This window comes from Streptomyces sp. 4N509B (assembly GCF_052245655.1).
Classification (GTDB): Bacteria; Actinomycetota; Actinomycetes; order Streptomycetales; family Streptomycetaceae; genus Streptomyces.
The window spans coordinates 1-15,941 of record NZ_JBQQBZ010000066.1; the positions used below are offsets into that span (position 1 = coordinate 1).

Consider the following 15,941-nt stretch of genomic DNA (forward strand, 5'->3'; position numbering starts at 1 on the left):
GCCGAGGCGGAGGCGCTGGCCGAGCGCGGCCGTTCCGTGCTGCTGGCCAGCGCCACCACCAGCACCCACGACATCCCCGGCTTCCTCGTCGCCGACGGCGTCATCACCGAGCGGGGCGGCACCACCTCGCACGCCGCGGTGGTGGCCCGGCAGCTGGGGCTCCCGTGCGTGGTCGGCTGCGGCGACGGCGTCGCCGCGCGCCTGCGCGGGCGGGTGGCCACCGTCGACGGCGACACCGGCCGCGTGTACCTGGGCGACGCGCTCGGCGGCCCGGCGCCGGAGCCGGGCGGGGCCGCGCGGCCCGCGGGCGCGGAACCGGCGGGCGCGGGACCGGACGGTGCCGGCCTGGAGGACGCGGGGCCGTTCGAGCAGCTCGCGCGGTGGCGGCGGGAGTTCGCGGCCGAGGCGCACCACCCCTGACCACCGTTGACCGCTCAGCCCTCCCGGAAGGATGGAGACCACGCATGACCACGGCTCACGAGCTCGACACGGCCGTCCTGCACTGTCTGCGGATCAAGGGACGGGCCACGCCCGGCGCGATCGCGGCGGCGCTGTCGGCCGAGGAGGCGGCCGTCTCCCGGGCGCTGGAGCTGGCGCTGGGCGCCGGGCTCGCGACGCGCCGCGCCGGCCGGCTGGCGGGCTGGCTGCTCACCCCGGCCGGCCGCGCCTGGTGGGAGGAGCACAGCGCGGCCGAGCGGGCCGGGCTCGCCGCCTCCCAACGGGGGGAGCTGACGGACCTCTACGACACCCGCTTCCTGGCGTTGAACCGGCGGTTCAAGCTGCTGTGCGCCCGCCGGCAGACCTCCGGCGGGCCGGGCGGCACGGTGACGGACGAGGCCGTGGCGGCGGAGCTGACGGAACTCCACGAGGAGGCCGCGGCCGTGCTCGACGGCCTCGGCGCGCCGCTGCCCCGCCTCTCGCGCTACGAGCCGAGGCTCCGCGCCGCCCTCGACCGCCTCCGCGCCGGCGACGCCTCGGCGCTGCTCCAGCCGTTCACCGACTCCTACCACGACGTCTGGCTGGAGCTCCACGAGGACCTGCTCCTGCTGCTCGGGCGGGAGCGCGAGGAGGACGACGCGTAGTCCTCGGCCTCGGCCGCGTCAGCCGCCGCCGTCGAAGGAGAAGGTGGCGACGACGGGGGCGTGGTCGGACTCCGGGTACTTGCGGTCGGTGCCGAAGGCGGCGGACTCGTCGTGGAGGAGTTCGTTGTGGATCTCCGAGCCCCGGTAGTGCGTCAGGAGGTTGCGGCTGACCAGCATGTGGTCGAGCATCTGGCCGTGCCCCTGGTGGTAGAGGGTGTACCGGGAGGGTGCCGGGACCGTGTGCTCGACGGGGACGAGGACCCGTCCCGAGAGGTCTCCGTTGCCGGTGTCCTCGACGTCGCCGCGGATGGCCTGGACGGGGATCTCGTCGGGGGCGGCGTTGAAGTCGCCCGCGACGACGATGTGGGCGTCCGCGTCGTCGTTGAGGATCTGGTCGACGAGGCGGCGGACCTCCAGGGCCTGGCTCATCCGTTTCATGGAGGACAGGAACGCGCCCTCGGCCCAGCCCTCCGCGGTGTGCCAGGTGAAGTCGTCGATCTGCTGGCCGGGGACGGGGGTGGGCAGCTTGGACTTCAGGTGCACGTTGATCACGTGGAGCCGGCGCCCGGGGAGCACCGAACCGAGGTCGAGCTGGACGTGCAGGATGGGCCGTTCGACGCCGACCTCCACCGGCTCGGTGTCGGCGGGGAGCGCGGTCAGGCGCAGGTAGCGGGGCTTGGCGACCAGGTCGTTGTGCAGCTGCGTGCGGCCGAGGACCGGGAGGTGGGTGACGACCACGAGGTTGCGCTCGTTGAAGACCGCGTCGTTCCCGGGTCTGGTGCTGACCATGGTGGCGCCGTCGAGGTTGGTGCCCGCCAGCAGGTCCCGCAGGGCCAGCAGGGCACGGGGCTGGCCGGCCCGTTCCTGGCCGTGGACCTCCTGGAAGCAGGCGATGTCGGCGCGCAGCCGCCTGATCTGCGGCTTCATCAACGCGATCCGGTCGGAGAGGGAGGGGAGCTCTCCCTCGGCGGTCTCGTCGAGGTTCTCCACGTTGAAGGTGGCGATGCGGATCTCTGTCACGGCTGTCCCCGAGACGCGACGAACTGGGACACTCACCGTACGTCTCACGTCACCGAACGTGGTGGGTGGCGGGTCCGCGTGTCCCGGTGAGCTGACGGGACGTCACCCCACCAGGGGCGCGCGGTCGCCTTTCCGTGACCCAGCCCCTGCCCGTGTCCGTGCCCCTGCCCGCGCGCGGTGGATGGTGCGCGCCACGCGCCGGGCCAGGATGCCGATCTCCCGCAGGTGTCCGGTCAGCGGCGAGGTGAAGCCGACGAAGTGCAGTCCCTGGGCGGCCCACCGCCGGTTGTCCGGGCCGTACTGCGGCGGGACGCCGCGCTCGTCCAGCGCCCCGGGCTCGGTCAGCAGCCGCTCCAGACCGGTGCGGTACCCGGTGGCGGCGATGACCGTGTCGGCCTCCCACCGCCGGCCGTCCGCGGTGACGGCGGCGCCGTCCTCCAGGGCGGCGACGCCCGGCACGACGCGGACGCGGCCGGCGCGGACGGCGGCGAGGAAGGCGCCGTCGTCGACGGAGGGGCTGACCCCGGTGCGCAGCAGCCGGCTGAACATGCCCTCGGTGGGCCGCCCGAACGGGGTGTCCGCCAGGTCGCCGGCCGACAGGCGCTGGATGATCCGGCCCCCGAGGTCCTGGAGCCGGATCGGCAGGTGCTTGTTGCTCACCGACAGCGGCTGGAGCGGTATGCCCCACAGCTCACGCGGCAGGAAGCTCGGGGTGGTGCGGACGGCGACCGTCAGCGTTCCCGAGGACCGCCGCAGCAGGTCGGTCGCTATGTCGACACCGGAGACGCCCGCGCCCACGACGAGCACGCGCTCGCCCTCGAACGGGTCCGGCCGCCGGTAGTCCGCGGCGTGGAGCAGCCGCCCACCGAACCGCTCGCGGCCGGGCCACGGCGGCACGAACGGCTCGTGGTAGAGGCCCGTCGCCAGCACCACGTGGTCCGCCGCGACCAGCCCCGCGTCCGTGGTCAGCAGCCAGCGGCTGGCCCGCCCTCGGCGGATCGCGGTGACGCGGGATCCGGACCGCACGACGTGCCGCACGGAGCCGGCGTAGCGCGTCACGTAGTCGACCATGTCGTCGCGGCTCACCCAGCGCCCGCACGACCGGGGGATCGGCTGGCCGGGCATCTGGGAGAACCAGCGGACCGAGTTCAGGCGCAGGTTGTCGTAGCGCTGGCGCCAGGTGTGGGCGATGTCGGCGTTCTCGTCGAAGGCGAGGACGTCCACGCCGCGGTCCAGGAGGCATGCGGTGACCGCGAGACCGGCGACGCCGGCGCCGACGACGGCGACGTGCACCCGCTCCCCCGCGTCGCCCGCATCCCCCGGCCCCCTCGGCTGCCTCGGCTCTCCCGGCGGCGACGGGGCGCGTGACGCGTCGTCGGCCGGCCCCGGCGTGGGGCGGCGGCGCGCGGGGGCGGTCACGCGGCGACCTCGCGGTAGATGTTGACGCGGTCGTCGAGCCCGAGGGGCACGGGGTCGAGCCGGCCCGTCGCCGCGCGCAGGAACGCCAGCGGGTCGCCCGTGACCGGCTGACCGCCGCCGCGGACCGGCAGTTCGTCGATGCCGTCCAGCCGCAGCGTCGCCGGCCCCCACCCCCACAGGCCGAGCGTCTCGGCGACGTGCACGACGCTGGCCCGCAGCCCCGGGCCGCGCTCCGGCGCGCGGCCGAGCGCGGCGCGGATGTCGTCGCCGTGCACGTAGAGCTCGTACCAGAGCACGAGCACGGCGCGGCGCAGCGGACCGGGGAAGCCGCCGGGGGCGCGGGCCAGCCACGCGTCGTCCGGGAATCCGTCGAGCACGGCCAGGCAGAGCCGGCCCGCCTTCCGCAGCTCCCTGGCGACCTGCTCGGGCGTGCGGTCCCTGCGTTCCGCGGCCTGCCGGGCCGTCACCTCCGGCAGGCCGTGGCCCTCCATCCGGCCGACGGCGACGTCGGCGAAGAGTCCGGCCACGTGCCCGGCGACGTCGCGCACCTCCCAGCCGGCGCAGCGGCTCGGGGTGTGCCAGCCGGCGGCGTCGACGGAGTGCAGCAGGTCCACGAAGGTCTGGCAGTCCTCGGCGATGCCGTCCATCACCTCGCGCCGCGGCAGCACCAGCGGGGGGTCGACCTGACGCCGCCTCACCTGTGCTCCCTCCCGGTCCGCGCGGGGCCGGCGAACGCGTCGACGCAGGCGCGGGCCACGTCCAGCACGGAGTCGCTGGTCGCGGCCGTGTCGCTGGCGAGGTCGAACAGCCGCGGCAGGGCGTCGCCGCCGGGCGCGTCGTGCCCGGCCCCGGCGTCCGGCTCCAGCGGCACCAGGGAGAGCCCCGCGGCGGCCGTCGGTGCGCGGTCGGAGGGGCTGGTGCGGTGCTCGGGCACGGTGTCGTACGCGACGATCAGCGCCTGGCGGGCCGCGCCCCTGCGCAGGTCCTCGGCGGCCACCGCGAGCACCTGCCGCAGGACCTCGGGGCCGCCGCTGAGGTGGGCGTTGGGGCCGCGGAAGCCCTCGGAGATGGAGACCTGGCACAGGGCGTTGTTCGACAGCATCCGCAGCCAGGTGACGGGGTTGGTCTCCTCCAGGATGTTCCGGCTGACCACCGCGTCCGAGGCGGCGCTGCCGTCGGAGACGACCGGCTGGTCCGGTATGTCCGCGTCCCAGCCGCCGAGGGTGTACAGGGCCACGTCGTCCGGCTCGGCGGCGGGGTCGGCCCGGTAGAGGGTCGCGGTGACCACGAACGGCGCCAGCGAGGCCGCGTCCAGGAAGCGCAGCACCTTCCTGGAGCTCAGCCGCCTGGCCTGCTCGCGCAGGCCGACCGCGTGGTACGGGCTGTAGTGGCCCGCGTTGACCCGGAGTTTCATGAGGTCCTCCCCAGGACGAGTGAGGCGCTGTGCCCGCCGAAGCCGAAGCTGTTGCTGAGGACGTGCCGCAACGGCGCCCGCCGCGCCTGGCCGGGGACGTAGTCGAGGTCGCAGGCGGGGTCGGGGGCGCGCAGGTTGATGGTGGGCGGGATGACGCCCTCGCGCAGCGACTGGATGCTCAGCACCGCCTCGATCGCGCCGCAGGCCCCCATGGTGTGTCCGAGCTGGCTCTTGTTGGAGGTGACGGGCACCGCGTCCGCGTGCCGGTCGAACACCGCGCGCAGGGCGAGGGTCTCCGAGGCGTCGTTGTCCCGGGTGCTGGTGCCGTGCGCGTTGACGTGGTCGATCTCGGTGGCGTCGAGCCCGGCGTCGCGCAGGGCCTCGCGCATCGCGACCTCCGGGCCGAGGCCGTCGGGCGGCGGGGCGAACATGTGGTAGGCGTTCTGTCGCAGGCCGAAGCCCCTGACCTCGGCCAACGGCTCGGCGCCGCGCTCCCGTGCGTGCCGCTCCGACTCCAGCACCAGGAAGGCGGCACCCTCCGCGAGGACGAAGCCGTCGCGCCGGGCGTCGAACGGGCAGGACGCCTCGGCGGGGTCGCAGTCCCTGGTGGACATCACGTAGAGGCTGGAGAAGGAGAAGAAGTCGAACGGGGTGACCAGCGCGTCGCAGCCGCCCGCGAGGACCACCTCGGCGCGGCCGGACTCGATGATCCGCTTCGCCATGCCGATGGCCTGGGCGCTGCCGGCGCAGGCCCCGAAGGGCGCGCTGCTCTCGCGTGCGCCCGCGACGTCGGCGACGCGGCGGGCGATGTCGCGCACGCCGATGACGCGGCCGGTGTCGCGGGCGGTGGGGAGGCGCCGCTCGCCGTGGTTGGCGACGATGGCGAGGTCCACGGTCGGGGCCGTGCCGGGCCCCGGGGCGGCCTCGCCCCGCGCCTCGTCGCGTGCCTCGGCGGCGTCGGGCGGCGCGCTGGGGAGCCCGGCCATCGTCAGCGCCTCGCGGGCGGCGTGAAGGCCGTACTCCAGGGACAGCGAGTGGCGTGGCAGCGTGTCGGGCGCGCCGGGGACGAGGCCGGCGACCCTGCTGGAGGACGGGAAGGTCTCGAAGCGGTCGACGGCGCGAACGCACGACCGTCCCTCGACGACCCCCTCCCAGGTCTCCGCCACCGACCACCCGGCGGGAGTCACCGCGCCGAGACCGGTCACGACAACGCGGTTCGTTCGACGCTCACGCATACGCATCGCCATCCAGGTTCGTCACGGTCCACTTCCCGCCTCTTCGATAAGCAACGGACGAAATAGGAGTGAGCTGGGTTTCGCTCATTCAAGCGAGGCGTCGGACGGGCGATCAAACCCAGAGCCGCACTTACCGTTCGGCCCATTCCACTTCCGCACTTAATCCTTCTGTCGCGGATCGCGCGCCCTCTACGGTGACCATCGTGAGAATTGGACTGAACATAGACGGCGGTCGCCGTTTCGACGAACTCGTCCAGAAGGTCGAACGCGCCGCTCACGCCGGATACGTCAGCGCCTGGTTACCGCAGAGTCCCGGTTCCGGTCCGCGCACACGAAGTAGCCGTCGCGTTCGCCACGAGGTCTTCGGGTACGACAGCCTGACGGCCCTGGCCGTGGCCGCCCGGTCGGTGCGCGGCATCGAACTCGGCACCTGCGTGGTGCCGACCTTTCCCCGGCACCCGATGGTGCTGGCCGAGCAGGCGCTCACCGTGCAGGCGGCCTATCCCTCGGGCCGGGTGACCCTCGGCGTGGGCGTGTCCCACCGGCACGTCGTCGAGGACCAGTGGGGCTACCGCTACGACCGGACCGCGCTGCGCATGCGCGAGTACCTGACCGTGCTGAACCAGCTGTGCGAGACCGGCTCCACCACGTTCCACGGGGAGACGGTCGACGCCAACGGCTCGGTGTCCTTCCCCGTGGACCGCCGGGTGCCGGTGCTCGTCGCGGCGCTCGGGCCGCGCATGCTCGCGGTGGCCGGCGCCTGCTCCGACGGCGTGATCACCTGGATGACCGGGGAGCGGACCCTCGCCGAGCACATCGTGCCCCGGCTCGCCGACGCCGCGAATGCGGCGGGCCGCCCCACGCCACGCGTGGTCGCGAGCCTGCCGGTCTGCGTGACCGGTGAGCCGGAGGCCGTCAGGGAGCGGGCCGCACGGCTCTTCCTGATCTACCGGTCGCTGCCGAACTACCGCGCGGTGCTGGACCGGGAGGACGCCGACCACGGGGGTGACATCGCGCTGGTCGGCAGCGAGGAGGAGATCGCCGCGGCGGTCGACCGGATGGCGGCGGCGGGCGTGACGGACCTGAACGCGGTCGTCGTCGGCTCCGAGGAGGAGCAGGCCAGGACGCACGACCTGCTGACCGCGCTCACCGACCGGCCCGCCGCCCACCAACCCGGCACGGAGCAGCTCGGCGCGGACCAGCTCGGCCCGGCCCAGCACCACACCCACCCACTCGGCACCCACCCACTCGGCACGGACCGGACCACGACGCGGGGAGTCTTGAGATGACGCAGAGTCCAGCCGGCTCGGCGAGCGCGTTCCACGAGCTCAGGAGCAGCATCGAGGGCCGCAGCGAGGCCGACATCCACGCCTACGTCAGGGAACGCGAGGGCGGCGCCGGCGCCCTGCTCGACCTCGTCTTCGGCGAGATGCCCGGCGCGTTCCTGCCCGAGCGGGCCGGGGGGCGGGAGCTCAGCTTCCAGTACGAGATCGTCGCGGACGGCGGCCCGTGGTTCTACTTCGCGGACGTGCGCGGCGGGGCGTGTCACTGCGGGCGCGGCACGCTGCCCGATCCGAGCGTCACCATGACGATGGAGATCCCCGTGTTCCTCCAGGTCCTCACGGGCACCATGGCGCCGGTCCGGGCGTTCCTCACCCGCAGGATCCGGGTCTCCGGCGACATGATGGCGGCCACGAAGTTCGAGAGCTGGTTCGCCCGGCCCTGAGCCGCCGGGCGTCCGACGCGAGGGGTCGCCGAGTCGGGCCGGCCCCTCCCCGTCGTGGCACGGCGCTCCACCGGGAAGCGGATCTCCCCCGGGAACGGCTCCCTCCGGCGGCGGCTCCTCTTCGGTGGCGGCTTCCCGTCGGGCGCGGCCGTCGGGCGGGACGGCGCCGGCCCCTGGCGCCCGCCCGCCCGTCCGCGGCTTCCGTCAGCGGGTACGACCCAACGGCAGGAAGGCGTCCCGCTCCCTGGCCACGCGTTCCCGCCGCGCCCCCTCGCCCGTGGACCGACCCGTCGGCCGAGCCGCGGCCCGACCCGCCGGCTGGCCCGGCGGCCGGTCCGTCGACGCGATCGCCATCGCGGTCTGCGCCACCATGACGAGGGTCATGTGCCGGTACCAGCCCCGCCAGCTGCGCACCTCGTACCGGTCGACGCCCACCTGGTCCCGCAGACAGCGCGACCGCGCGGCCAGGCGCCCGAAGGCCCCCATCGTCTCCGTCAGCTTCCCGGGCGCCAGGTCCCGGGCGGTGTACGCGGAGAAGTGCCCGGGACTCCAGTCGTCGCGCCGCCCCCCGCCGGCGTCGGCGAGATAGGACACGTCGAAGCGGGACGTCGGCGCCGACGCCGTCCTGATCTGTTGCACGGGCACCGCGCGCGCACGGTGCGGGGTGGTGGGGGTCCGCCACGCGTGGGCCGAGGAGACGGGAACGCCGGGCCGCGACTCGTAGGAGACCGTGAACGCCCGGGAGTCGCGCGCCCTGGTGGTCAGGGCGAACTCGCTGGGGGTCAGCGCCACCATGTGCTGGAGCCCCTCGCGCCGCAGGGCGCGCTGCGCCGCCGCCTTCTGGGGACAGAGCACCGACAGCAGCGTCCACTGCGGAACGATGTTGGCGGCGAGGGCGCGGTGGACCAGGTCGACGGCGATGGCCGACTTCGAGCGGTACGCGGTGCCGGGCGGCATGCCCGCCCTGCGGCAGCGCTCCGCGTCGTTGATCCAGCTCTCGGGCACGTAGAGCTCGCGGTCGATCAGCACGAGCGAGCCGTCGACCGCCTCGTAGAACAGCAGGATGCCGATCTGGCAGTTCTCCTGGCGGGCGCTGTCGACGCTGAACTGCCGCTGAACCGCCGCGGCCTGCATGCCCTTCTTCGGGAAGGCCATCTCGGTGACGTAGAGGGTGCCGCCGGTGGCGCCGAACCGGGTGGTGACGAAGCCGAGGAGGTCGGCCCGCACCCTGCTCTCGTCCCACTGGGCGCTGGTGAGGAGCCGTTGCGCGCCGTCCGCCCTGCGTTCCCCCGGGTAGAGGGCCAGGTGTTTACGGGAGCCACGGCCGTCCGCCGAGGCGTCGGCGAGGCTGAGGAGGTATTTCCACGCGCGGAGTCGTGGTTCCGCCCGCGAGAAGTTGTGTTTGATGTGTTCGAAGAGCTGCCTGCACCATAACTCGTAGAACGGTTCGGTCATCACCTCGTGCGCCCTTCTACGGGAGTTACCTCGGATGGCACGCTCGACAGATCACCGAAGGCACGTCGTGCTGTTCCCCGTTCCCCACCGGGGAACGCGAACGCCACGGTCAGCCGGTCAGGCTGCGTCGTCATGGTGTGAGAACTTCCCCGTGGTCACGTCGCACGGCTCCACGCATGCCCACGAAGGGCCCGGGAGACTCCAGGACACTGGAACATCACAGCGTACGAAGGCGCCGCCGCGCGCTGGGTCACCGCGTGCGGCCTGCCGCCTGGACGGGTCGGTGCCTGTGGTGGCGGCCGGACCCTTCCACGTCAGTAGCTTGTTCAGCCTGGTGATCGGTCGGTCGACGTCTGTGGTCGGGCTCGCCGCCGTGCGGCCAGCCGGTGATCCGCTCCACGGTCACGGGAGCGGAGACTGGTCGGTCCGCTGCTCAACGACGTCGAACGGGAGGGCGTTGACGAGGCGAATGCAGCGGGTATTGGCGGTGAGGGCGATTCCGCGCGTCACTACCCGGCCGCGATCCTGGATCGGAAAACACCTCGACAGCTCCTGCCAAGACGACCTCCGCACGCTGAGCAACAGGGAGACTTGCTGGAGATTTACCGGAACTTGACATGCCAATGAGAAGTTATCTTCCCTCAGGTGCGTCAGCAAGACTCTCGCCCAACAACCTCGGAACGACCGCCGACTTCCGCATTTGGCGCAATGTCAGATCCACCGGTTGGTGACCGGGTGGCCGTTGCGCATGCCTTGTGACGATTCCGCGACCGATTCGCCAGAACGTTCCCACACGCACGCGGTGTCAGGGGCGGCCGGCTGGGGACGGCCGCCCCCAGCCCTCTCAGCCGCCGCGGACCTCCAGCTCCATGACGCGCGAGTACCTCGCGTCGTTCGTGCCGTGCACGACCAGCTGGACGGCGCGCGCGGTCGTCGGCTCGAAGCGGGTGGTCACCAGGCCGGCGGTGTTGCCGCGGACCTCCGCGACCGTGTGCCACCCGTCGTCGGTGAGAACCTGCACGTCCCAGTCCCGCAGCCCGAACCGTTCGGCCGGGGAGCCCGCGCTGTCCAGGGTCAGGACGCTGACCTCCTCGACCGTGCGCGCCTCGGGGAGGCGCACGCCGTAGGTGTCGGGGAAGACCGCGGGTGTTCCGTCGTTCCATCCCGTGCGGGTGCTCCACTGGGCGTGGTCGGTGTTGCCGTCCAGGCCGCCGCAGGCCGAGAAGTTGCCGTGGGTGGAGGAGGCGATGGGCTCCTCGCCGAGCGCCAGGTTGTCGCCCGGCCCCTTCGGCGGGGGCGAGGCGACGTGGACCGGGACGCTCACCCGCTGCCGTTCGAGCTCCAACAGGACCTCGTAGGTGCCAGGGGGCGTCCCCCGGGGCGCGCGGACCTCCACCGGCACGCTCACTGGCTGGTCGGGGTCGGTGGCCGGGAGGTAGCTGGAGAAGACGTCGCGGGAGAGCGTCAGGGGCGGGTCGGCGGTCAGCAGCGTGTCGGCGAAGCGGGCCTGGTCGCCCGTGTTGGTCATGGTGACGTCGAGGTCGGCCGGGAAGCACGGCAGCGGCACGAGGTCGAGCTCGGCCGGGTCGGCGCTCAGCTCGACCGTGGCGCGCTGGCCGGGCGCGCCGCCGGGCGCGCCGCCGGGCGCGCCGCTCGCCGGCGGTGCCACGGCGAGCGTGGTGAGCGCCGCGGCGGTGAGGGCGAGAGAGGGCAGCGCGGTCCGGGCGAGGCGGTGCGTGGGCATGGTGGTCTTCCTGTCCTCGGTGCCAGTGCTGGGGAGTCGGGAGCCTCGGGCCGACGGCCGGTGGCGTGCGCTCACGCCGTCTGGATGCCGGGCCGGCCGTCCTCGACGACGAGCGTGCCGCGCGTGCTCACCGTGCCGCCCGGGGTCGTCACGCGGTCCACCACCCGGTACTCGGCGGTCCACTCGGTGTCGGTCGCCACGCAGCTGACGTAGCCGCGCTGGAAGTTGTGGAACCTGATGTGCGGGTTCTCGGCCAGCAGCGTCAGGCCGCCCGGGTCGTGGTCGACGCCGTCCATCCCCGAGGAGATGGAGGTGCCGACGAACTCCGTGCCCACCACCGGGGAGTCGGGGTCGTCGAAGTCGAGCCGGAGGTCGGAGGCCACGCTGCGGTGGAGGTCCCCGCCCAGCGAGACCAGGTTCCGCACGCCGCGTTCGTGGGCGCCGCCGAGCACCCGGTCCCGGGAGGCGGTGTACCCGTCCCAGGTGTCCATCGGCACCGCCACGCCCGGGCCGGCCACCGTGTCGAGCTGGGCCATCGCGGTCTGCTGGCCGAGGACGTTCCAGCGCGCGGTCGACGCCGCCAGCCCGTCGAGCAGCCATCGCTCCTGCTCCTCGCCGGTGAAGGTCCGGCTGGGGTCGCGGGAGGCGTCGCTCGGCGGCTTGATGCCGTCGCCGTTGGCCTGGTCGGAGCGGTACTGGCGGGTGTCGAGGATGCTGAACTCGGCGAGGGAGCCGTAGCGCAGGCGCCGGTAGAAGCGCATGTCGGGCCCGTTCGGCAGGTCGCCCAGGCGCAGCGGCATGTGCTCCCAGTACGCGCGGAAGCCGTTGGCGCGGCGCACCAGGAACTCGGCCGGCGGGGCGCTCGGATGGGCCTCGTCGGCCCAGTTGTCGACGATCTCGTGGTCGTCGAAGGTGACGATCCAGGGGGCCGCGGCGTGCGCGGCCTGGAGGTCGGGGTCGAGCTTGTAGAGGGCGTACCGTTCGCGGTACTCGTCCAGCGTCACGGTCTGGCGCATGGCGTGGGGGTCGGCGTCGCCGGGGCGGTAGCCCTTGGCCGCGCCGAACTCGTAGATGTAGTCGCCGAGGAAGAGGACCACGTCGTGGTCACGGCGGGCCAGGTCGCCGTAGGCCGTGTAGTAGCCGTCGAACCACGCCTGGCAGGAGGCGAACGCCAGCGTCAGGGACGGCACGGCGGCGTCGGGGGCGGGCGCGGTGCGGGTGCGGCCGACGGGGCTGATCTGCCCCCGGGCGCGGAAGCGGTAGAAGTAGTGCCGCCACGGGCGCAGGCCCCTGACGTCGACGTGGACGGTGTGCGCGTACTCGGGACGGGCGAACGCGGTGCCGCGGCGCACGACGCGGCGGAAGTCCTCCGACTCCGCCACCTCCCACTCCACCGGCACCGAGCGCTCGGGGTCCATGCCGCCGAACGGCGCGAGCGGGTCGGGGGCGAGCCTCGTCCAGATGACGACGGCCTCGGGCAGCGGCTCCCCGGAGGCGACGCCCAGGGTGAACAGGTGCCGGGAGTCGGTGCTCGCCGCGGACACCGCCTGGGCGCGGGGGCCCGTGAGGGCCGTGCCCAGGGCGAGGGCGGCGGCGGCGCCCGTCACGGTCAGGAATCTTCGTCGGGTGGCGGTGGCCGCCACACGCGCGGCCTGGGTCGCGGTCACGGATGCGGTCATCGGAGTCGACGCCCCCTCACAGGAACCGGGTCACCGGATCAGCCGGCCGTTCCCGGAACGAACGGCGCGACACGGCTCGACCAGCGACGCTTCGCCGCCGAGCCGTCGACACTGTAGCCACGCCGGGCAGCGGGGAGAACCGTCCGGAACGGCGGCGCCACCGAGTGGCTCCGATGTTCCATGTCTCCCCGTCAGGCGGCGCCGGGGCGCCCGCCCGGCCCCGGGCCGGCTCGCCGTCGCGGGAGGAGGGGAAGGGCGGGAGGGGCTCGCCCCGCGCCGGCGGCGGCCCGATGCAACCCCCTCTCGCGCTCGCTCCGTGTACCGCGTGAAAGGGGATCGGATGCGCAGACATGACGAAGAGCGGTTCCGCGAGTTCGCGGCCGGCCAGGCCCGCCCGCTGCGGCGGACCGCGTACCTGCTGTGCGGGGACTGGCACCTGGCCGAGGACCTGACGCAGAGCGTGTTGATCAGGATGTACCGCTCGTGGCCCCGTCTGGAGCGACGGGGCGAGCTCGGCCCCTACGTGCGGCGCGTCCTGGTGCGCGCCTGGCTGGACGAGGGGCGCAGACCCTGGCGACGGGAACGTGCCGTGGCGACGCTGCCCGACGCCCCGGACCCGGCGGCGACCGGCCCCGACGACGTGGCGAGCCACCTCGACGCCCGCAACGCCGTGCACCGGGCGCTGCTGGCGTTGCCCCCACGGCAGCGGGCGACGCTCGTGCTGCGGTACTTCGACGACCTGTCCGTCGCACAGACGGCGGCGGCACTCGGCTGTTCGGAGGGCAACGTCAAGAGCCAGACCGCGCGGGGCCTCACGACACTGCGGACCCACCTGGAGAGGAGCGAGGTCAGATGACGACACGGGACGAGGACCTGGTCAGGGACGGGCTGAACGACGCGGTCGCGACCGAGCCGCCGCTGCGCTGCGACGCGGAGGAGATCGCCTCCCGCGCACGGCGCGAGCGCTCCCGGCGCCGCGCCGTCCTGGGAACGGTCGCCGCGACGGCCGTCGTCGCCGTGGCCGGTACCCTGCTGGCGATGCCGCTGGGGCAGGAGGCGGCGGCGCCCCGCGATCCGGTGGGGCACGGCGGGGTGACGCCGCCGCCCCCACCGCTGTGGCCGGTCCCTACGGCGGACGGGACGTACACGCCGCGGCAGTACGAGGAGGCCGCGGTCGAGGGCCGCGACCGGGTCGAGGAGGCGTTCGAGGCCCTTCCCGCCGGAGTCCGGCTGGCCGAGGTCTCCCGGAACACGCTGGACTTCGACCCGGGTAACAGCCAGCAGTACTGGTCGTACGCGTTGACCGTCGTCACGGCCACCGGCACCTACCAGGCCGAGCTCCACGCGTACGTCGACGCCACGGGGCGCGACGACGCCTCCGACTGCGCCACCACGCACTTCGACCCCTGCGAGACGTTCCCCGTACCCGGCGTGGGGCAGGGCCTCTACGGCGTCGAGGCGGGGGACCCGGAGTCGCGGGTGGAGGTCAGGGTCGAGCCGGGGCGGATGGCCTGGCTCATCCTCGACGGCACCTTCGAGGAGCCGACGCCGCTGTCCCGCCAGGAGATGACCGGCATCCTGGCCGACATCATCCGCTGACCGCCGAACGGCCGCCCACCGACGGCCGGAGACAGACGTGTCCGGGCCGGCGCACCACGCCGCCGGCCCGGACGGGCACGCGGGCACGCCTCACTCGAACCGTGCGGGGTCCCCCGCGCCACGGCGCACGAACTCGGGCTCCTCGCCCGAGAAGTCCACCACGGTCGTCGGCTCCACGCCGCAGTCGCCCGAGTCGACCACCGCGTCGACGACGTGGTCGAGCCGCTCCTTGATCTCCCAGCCCTGGGTCAGCGGCTCCTCCTCGTCGGGGAGCAGCAGCGTGCTCGACAGCAGCGGCTCGCCGAGCTCCGCGAGCAGCGCCTGGGCGACCACGTGGTCGGGGATCCTGACGCCCACCGTCTTGCGTTTGGGGTGGAGCAGTCTGCGGGGGGCCTCCTTGGACGCCGGCAGGATGAACGTGTAGCTGCCGGGGGTCGCCGCCCGGATCGAGCGGAAGGCCGCGTTGTCCATCCGCACGAACTGGCCGAGCTGCGCGAAGTCGCGACACACCAACGTGAAGTGGTGCCGCTCGTCGAGGTCGCGGATCGCGCGGATCCGCTCCAGGCCCGTGCCGTCACCGAGCCGGCAGCCCAGGGCGAAGCAGGAGTCCGTCGGGTAGACGATCAGCCCCCCGTCCCGGACGATCTCGGCGACCTGACCGATCACGCGTCGTTGCGGATTCTCCGGATGCACGTCGAAGTACCTTGCCATGAGGCCGAGCCTAGGCCCTGCGGTCCGGATCTCCGCGGATCACGACGCGGTGGCCCCAGCTCGAAGAACCCGTGCGGTCCGCGTGGCTACCCCTCGCGATTCCTGCACGTCACGCCCCATGTTCTCTCACGCTCATTGGCCGAGATCGAGCCCTACCTCATCCTGGCCGGACGCGTCGCGCGTGGACAGACGAGGCGCGGGGGGCGGTCAGCGCCGTCCCGCGTGCACCGGCGCGCGCACCACCGCCTGGGACGGGCCGCGCACGGAACGCCCGCCTCGCCGACGCGGCCGGCGGCGTTCCCCACGGGGCGTGGCACCCTGGCGTCGAGCACCGTGACGAGGACCTACTCGCGGTTCCGACATGCCTGGTGACCAGGGGTAAGGTCTCCCGCCGCACCGGCGCCACCGCCCGCCGGGAAGGGCCGCCGCCGGGGGGCCGACATGCTCGGCCGACCCCTCGCCACGGCGACGGGAGCGTGCGCCCCGAGCGCCAACGCGCGCCTACGGAGCCGCTGTTGTCGACCCCACGCACCTCTGCGCTCTAGTCACGCTTTAGCAGCTCGTCAGATTCTGCGTTTACGGCATGGTGTGCCGTTTCGGCCATTCGACCCATGGGTGCCCGTCCGCGACTCCCCACGCGCTGACCACCCGGCAGTCCGCTCCCCATCGGAAAGGCAGTACTCAGATGGCAGATCGATCAGCCAGAGCAGACCTCGACGACTCGCAGCACAGACGGGTGCCGTTGCCGTCGTTGACGGGGTTGCGGTTCCTGGCGGCGTTGTTGGTGTTCTTGGCGCATGCGACGTTGTTGGTGAGTCCGTTGGACATGACGTCGCCGGTCAGTTTCTTCGCTGACG

The 15,941-nt window shown here is 73.5% G+C and carries 15 protein-coding genes; 6 read left to right on the forward strand and 9 right to left on the reverse strand.

From position 1 onward, the window contains the following. Together ACTWP5_RS31450 and ACTWP5_RS31455 are read left to right on the forward strand one after the other, a co-directional pair. Positions 1–420: PEP-utilizing enzyme (locus ACTWP5_RS31450; protein WP_443224595.1), on the forward strand; the 420-nt coding region annotated here is incomplete at its 5' end. 44 nt (positions 421–464) lie between these two features. After that, the gene (locus ACTWP5_RS31455) at positions 465–1,082 is read left to right on the forward strand and encodes a hypothetical protein (RefSeq protein WP_443224596.1); all 618 of its coding nucleotides are present in this window, start codon (positions 465–467) and stop codon (positions 1,080–1,082) included. Positions 1,083–1,100: 18 nt separating this feature from the next. On the opposite strand, the gene ACTWP5_RS31460 is transcribed toward ACTWP5_RS31455, so the two are convergent. The 5 genes from ACTWP5_RS31460 to ACTWP5_RS31480 all read right to left on the reverse strand — a co-directional run bounded on the left by ACTWP5_RS31460 (position 1,101) and on the right by ACTWP5_RS31480 (position 6,140). Next, complete coding sequence (locus ACTWP5_RS31460) at positions 1,101–2,102, reverse strand: endonuclease/exonuclease/phosphatase family protein (RefSeq protein ID WP_443224597.1); 1,002 nt, start codon at positions 2,100–2,102, stop codon at positions 1,101–1,103. A 102-nt stretch (positions 2,103–2,204) separates the two neighbouring features. Then, complete coding sequence (locus ACTWP5_RS31465; RefSeq protein ID WP_443224598.1) at positions 2,205–3,521, reverse strand: flavin-containing monooxygenase; 1,317 nt, start codon at positions 3,519–3,521, stop codon at positions 2,205–2,207. Beyond that, positions 3,518–4,219 (reverse strand): maleylpyruvate isomerase family mycothiol-dependent enzyme, encoded by a 702-nt coding sequence (locus tag ACTWP5_RS31470; RefSeq protein WP_443224599.1) that lies wholly within the window; start codon positions 4,217–4,219, stop codon positions 3,518–3,520. The genes ACTWP5_RS31465 and ACTWP5_RS31470 overlap by 4 nt, the downstream gene beginning before the upstream one ends. After that, positions 4,216–4,935, reverse strand: a complete 720-nt coding sequence (locus ACTWP5_RS31475) for a hypothetical protein (RefSeq protein WP_443224600.1) — start codon at positions 4,933–4,935, stop codon at positions 4,216–4,218. Before ACTWP5_RS31475 ends, ACTWP5_RS31470 begins: the two co-directional genes overlap by 4 nt. Beyond that, a complete protein-coding gene (locus ACTWP5_RS31480; protein ID WP_443224601.1) occupies positions 4,932–6,140 on the reverse strand; it encodes a beta-ketoacyl-[acyl-carrier-protein] synthase family protein in 1,209 nt (402 codons plus the stop codon). The genes ACTWP5_RS31475 and ACTWP5_RS31480 overlap by 4 nt, the downstream gene beginning before the upstream one ends. A gap of 233 nt (positions 6,141–6,373) precedes the next feature. Between ACTWP5_RS31480 and ACTWP5_RS31485 the strand changes: the two genes are divergently transcribed. Together ACTWP5_RS31485 and ACTWP5_RS31490 are read left to right on the forward strand one after the other, a co-directional pair. Beyond that, entirely contained in the window at positions 6,374–7,459 is a 1,086-nt protein-coding gene (locus ACTWP5_RS31485; protein WP_443224602.1) for a TIGR03564 family F420-dependent LLM class oxidoreductase, read from the forward strand. Further along, positions 7,456–7,896 (forward strand): SCP2 sterol-binding domain-containing protein, encoded by a 441-nt coding sequence (locus ACTWP5_RS31490; RefSeq protein WP_443224603.1) that lies wholly within the window; start codon positions 7,456–7,458, stop codon positions 7,894–7,896. Before ACTWP5_RS31485 ends, ACTWP5_RS31490 begins: the two co-directional genes overlap by 4 nt. A gap of 204 nt (positions 7,897–8,100) precedes the next feature. On the opposite strand, the gene ACTWP5_RS31495 is transcribed toward ACTWP5_RS31490, so the two are convergent. The 3 genes from ACTWP5_RS31495 to ACTWP5_RS31505 form a co-directional block, all read right to left on the reverse strand. Continuing rightward, positions 8,101–9,351: an IS701 family transposase gene (locus ACTWP5_RS31495; protein ID WP_443224604.1), complete on the reverse strand. Its 1,251-nt coding sequence runs from the start codon at positions 9,349–9,351 to the stop codon at positions 8,101–8,103. Positions 9,352–10,195: 844 nt separating this feature from the next. Next, entirely contained in the window at positions 10,196–11,095 is a 900-nt protein-coding gene (locus ACTWP5_RS31500; protein ID WP_443224605.1) for a galactose-binding domain-containing protein, read from the reverse strand. A gap of 71 nt (positions 11,096–11,166) precedes the next feature. Beyond that, on the reverse strand, positions 11,167–12,774 hold the full coding sequence (locus ACTWP5_RS31505) for an alkaline phosphatase D family protein (RefSeq protein ID WP_443224606.1): 1,608 nt from the start codon (positions 12,772–12,774) through the stop codon (positions 11,167–11,169). A gap of 340 nt (positions 12,775–13,114) precedes the next feature. On the opposite strand from ACTWP5_RS31505, the gene ACTWP5_RS31510 reads away from it, so the two are divergent. After that, entirely contained in the window at positions 13,115–13,630 is a 516-nt protein-coding gene (locus ACTWP5_RS31510) for an RNA polymerase sigma factor (protein WP_443224607.1), read from the forward strand. Next, entirely contained in the window at positions 13,627–14,373 is a 747-nt protein-coding gene (locus tag ACTWP5_RS31515; RefSeq protein WP_443224608.1) for a hypothetical protein, read from the forward strand. The genes ACTWP5_RS31510 and ACTWP5_RS31515 overlap by 4 nt, the downstream gene beginning before the upstream one ends. A gap of 90 nt (positions 14,374–14,463) precedes the next feature. On the opposite strand, the gene ACTWP5_RS31520 is transcribed toward ACTWP5_RS31515, so the two are convergent. Next, positions 14,464–15,084, reverse strand: a complete 621-nt coding sequence (locus ACTWP5_RS31520) for an L-threonylcarbamoyladenylate synthase (protein ID WP_443224609.1) — start codon at positions 15,082–15,084, stop codon at positions 14,464–14,466. Positions 15,085–15,941: the final 857 nt, after the last annotated feature.

What these genes read in the sequence shown, in the direction of transcription:
- ACTWP5_RS31490 (WP_443224603.1), top strand. Translation starts at nt 7,456, where the DNA reads ATGACGCAGAGTCCAGCCGGCTCGGCGAGCGCGTTCCACGAGCTCAGG.
- ACTWP5_RS31495 (WP_443224604.1), bottom strand. Translation starts at nt 9,351, where the DNA reads ATGACCGAACCGTTCTACGAGTTATGGTGCAGGCAGCTCTTCGAACAC.
- ACTWP5_RS31505 (WP_443224606.1), bottom strand. Translation starts at nt 12,774, where the DNA reads ATGACCGCATCCGTGACCGCGACCCAGGCCGCGCGTGTGGCGGCCACC.
- ACTWP5_RS31520 (WP_443224609.1), bottom strand. Translation starts at nt 15,084, where the DNA reads ATGGCAAGGTACTTCGACGTGCATCCGGAGAATCCGCAACGACGCGTG.
- ACTWP5_RS31455 (WP_443224596.1), top strand. Translation starts at nt 465, where the DNA reads ATGACCACGGCTCACGAGCTCGACACGGCCGTCCTGCACTGTCTGCGG.
- ACTWP5_RS31515 (WP_443224608.1), top strand. Translation starts at nt 13,627, where the DNA reads ATGACGACACGGGACGAGGACCTGGTCAGGGACGGGCTGAACGACGCG.
- ACTWP5_RS31510 (WP_443224607.1), top strand. Translation starts at nt 13,115, where the DNA reads ATGCGCAGACATGACGAAGAGCGGTTCCGCGAGTTCGCGGCCGGCCAG.
- ACTWP5_RS31475 (WP_443224600.1), bottom strand. Translation starts at nt 4,935, where the DNA reads ATGAAACTCCGGGTCAACGCGGGCCACTACAGCCCGTACCACGCGGTC.
- ACTWP5_RS31500 (WP_443224605.1), bottom strand. Translation starts at nt 11,095, where the DNA reads ATGCCCACGCACCGCCTCGCCCGGACCGCGCTGCCCTCTCTCGCCCTC.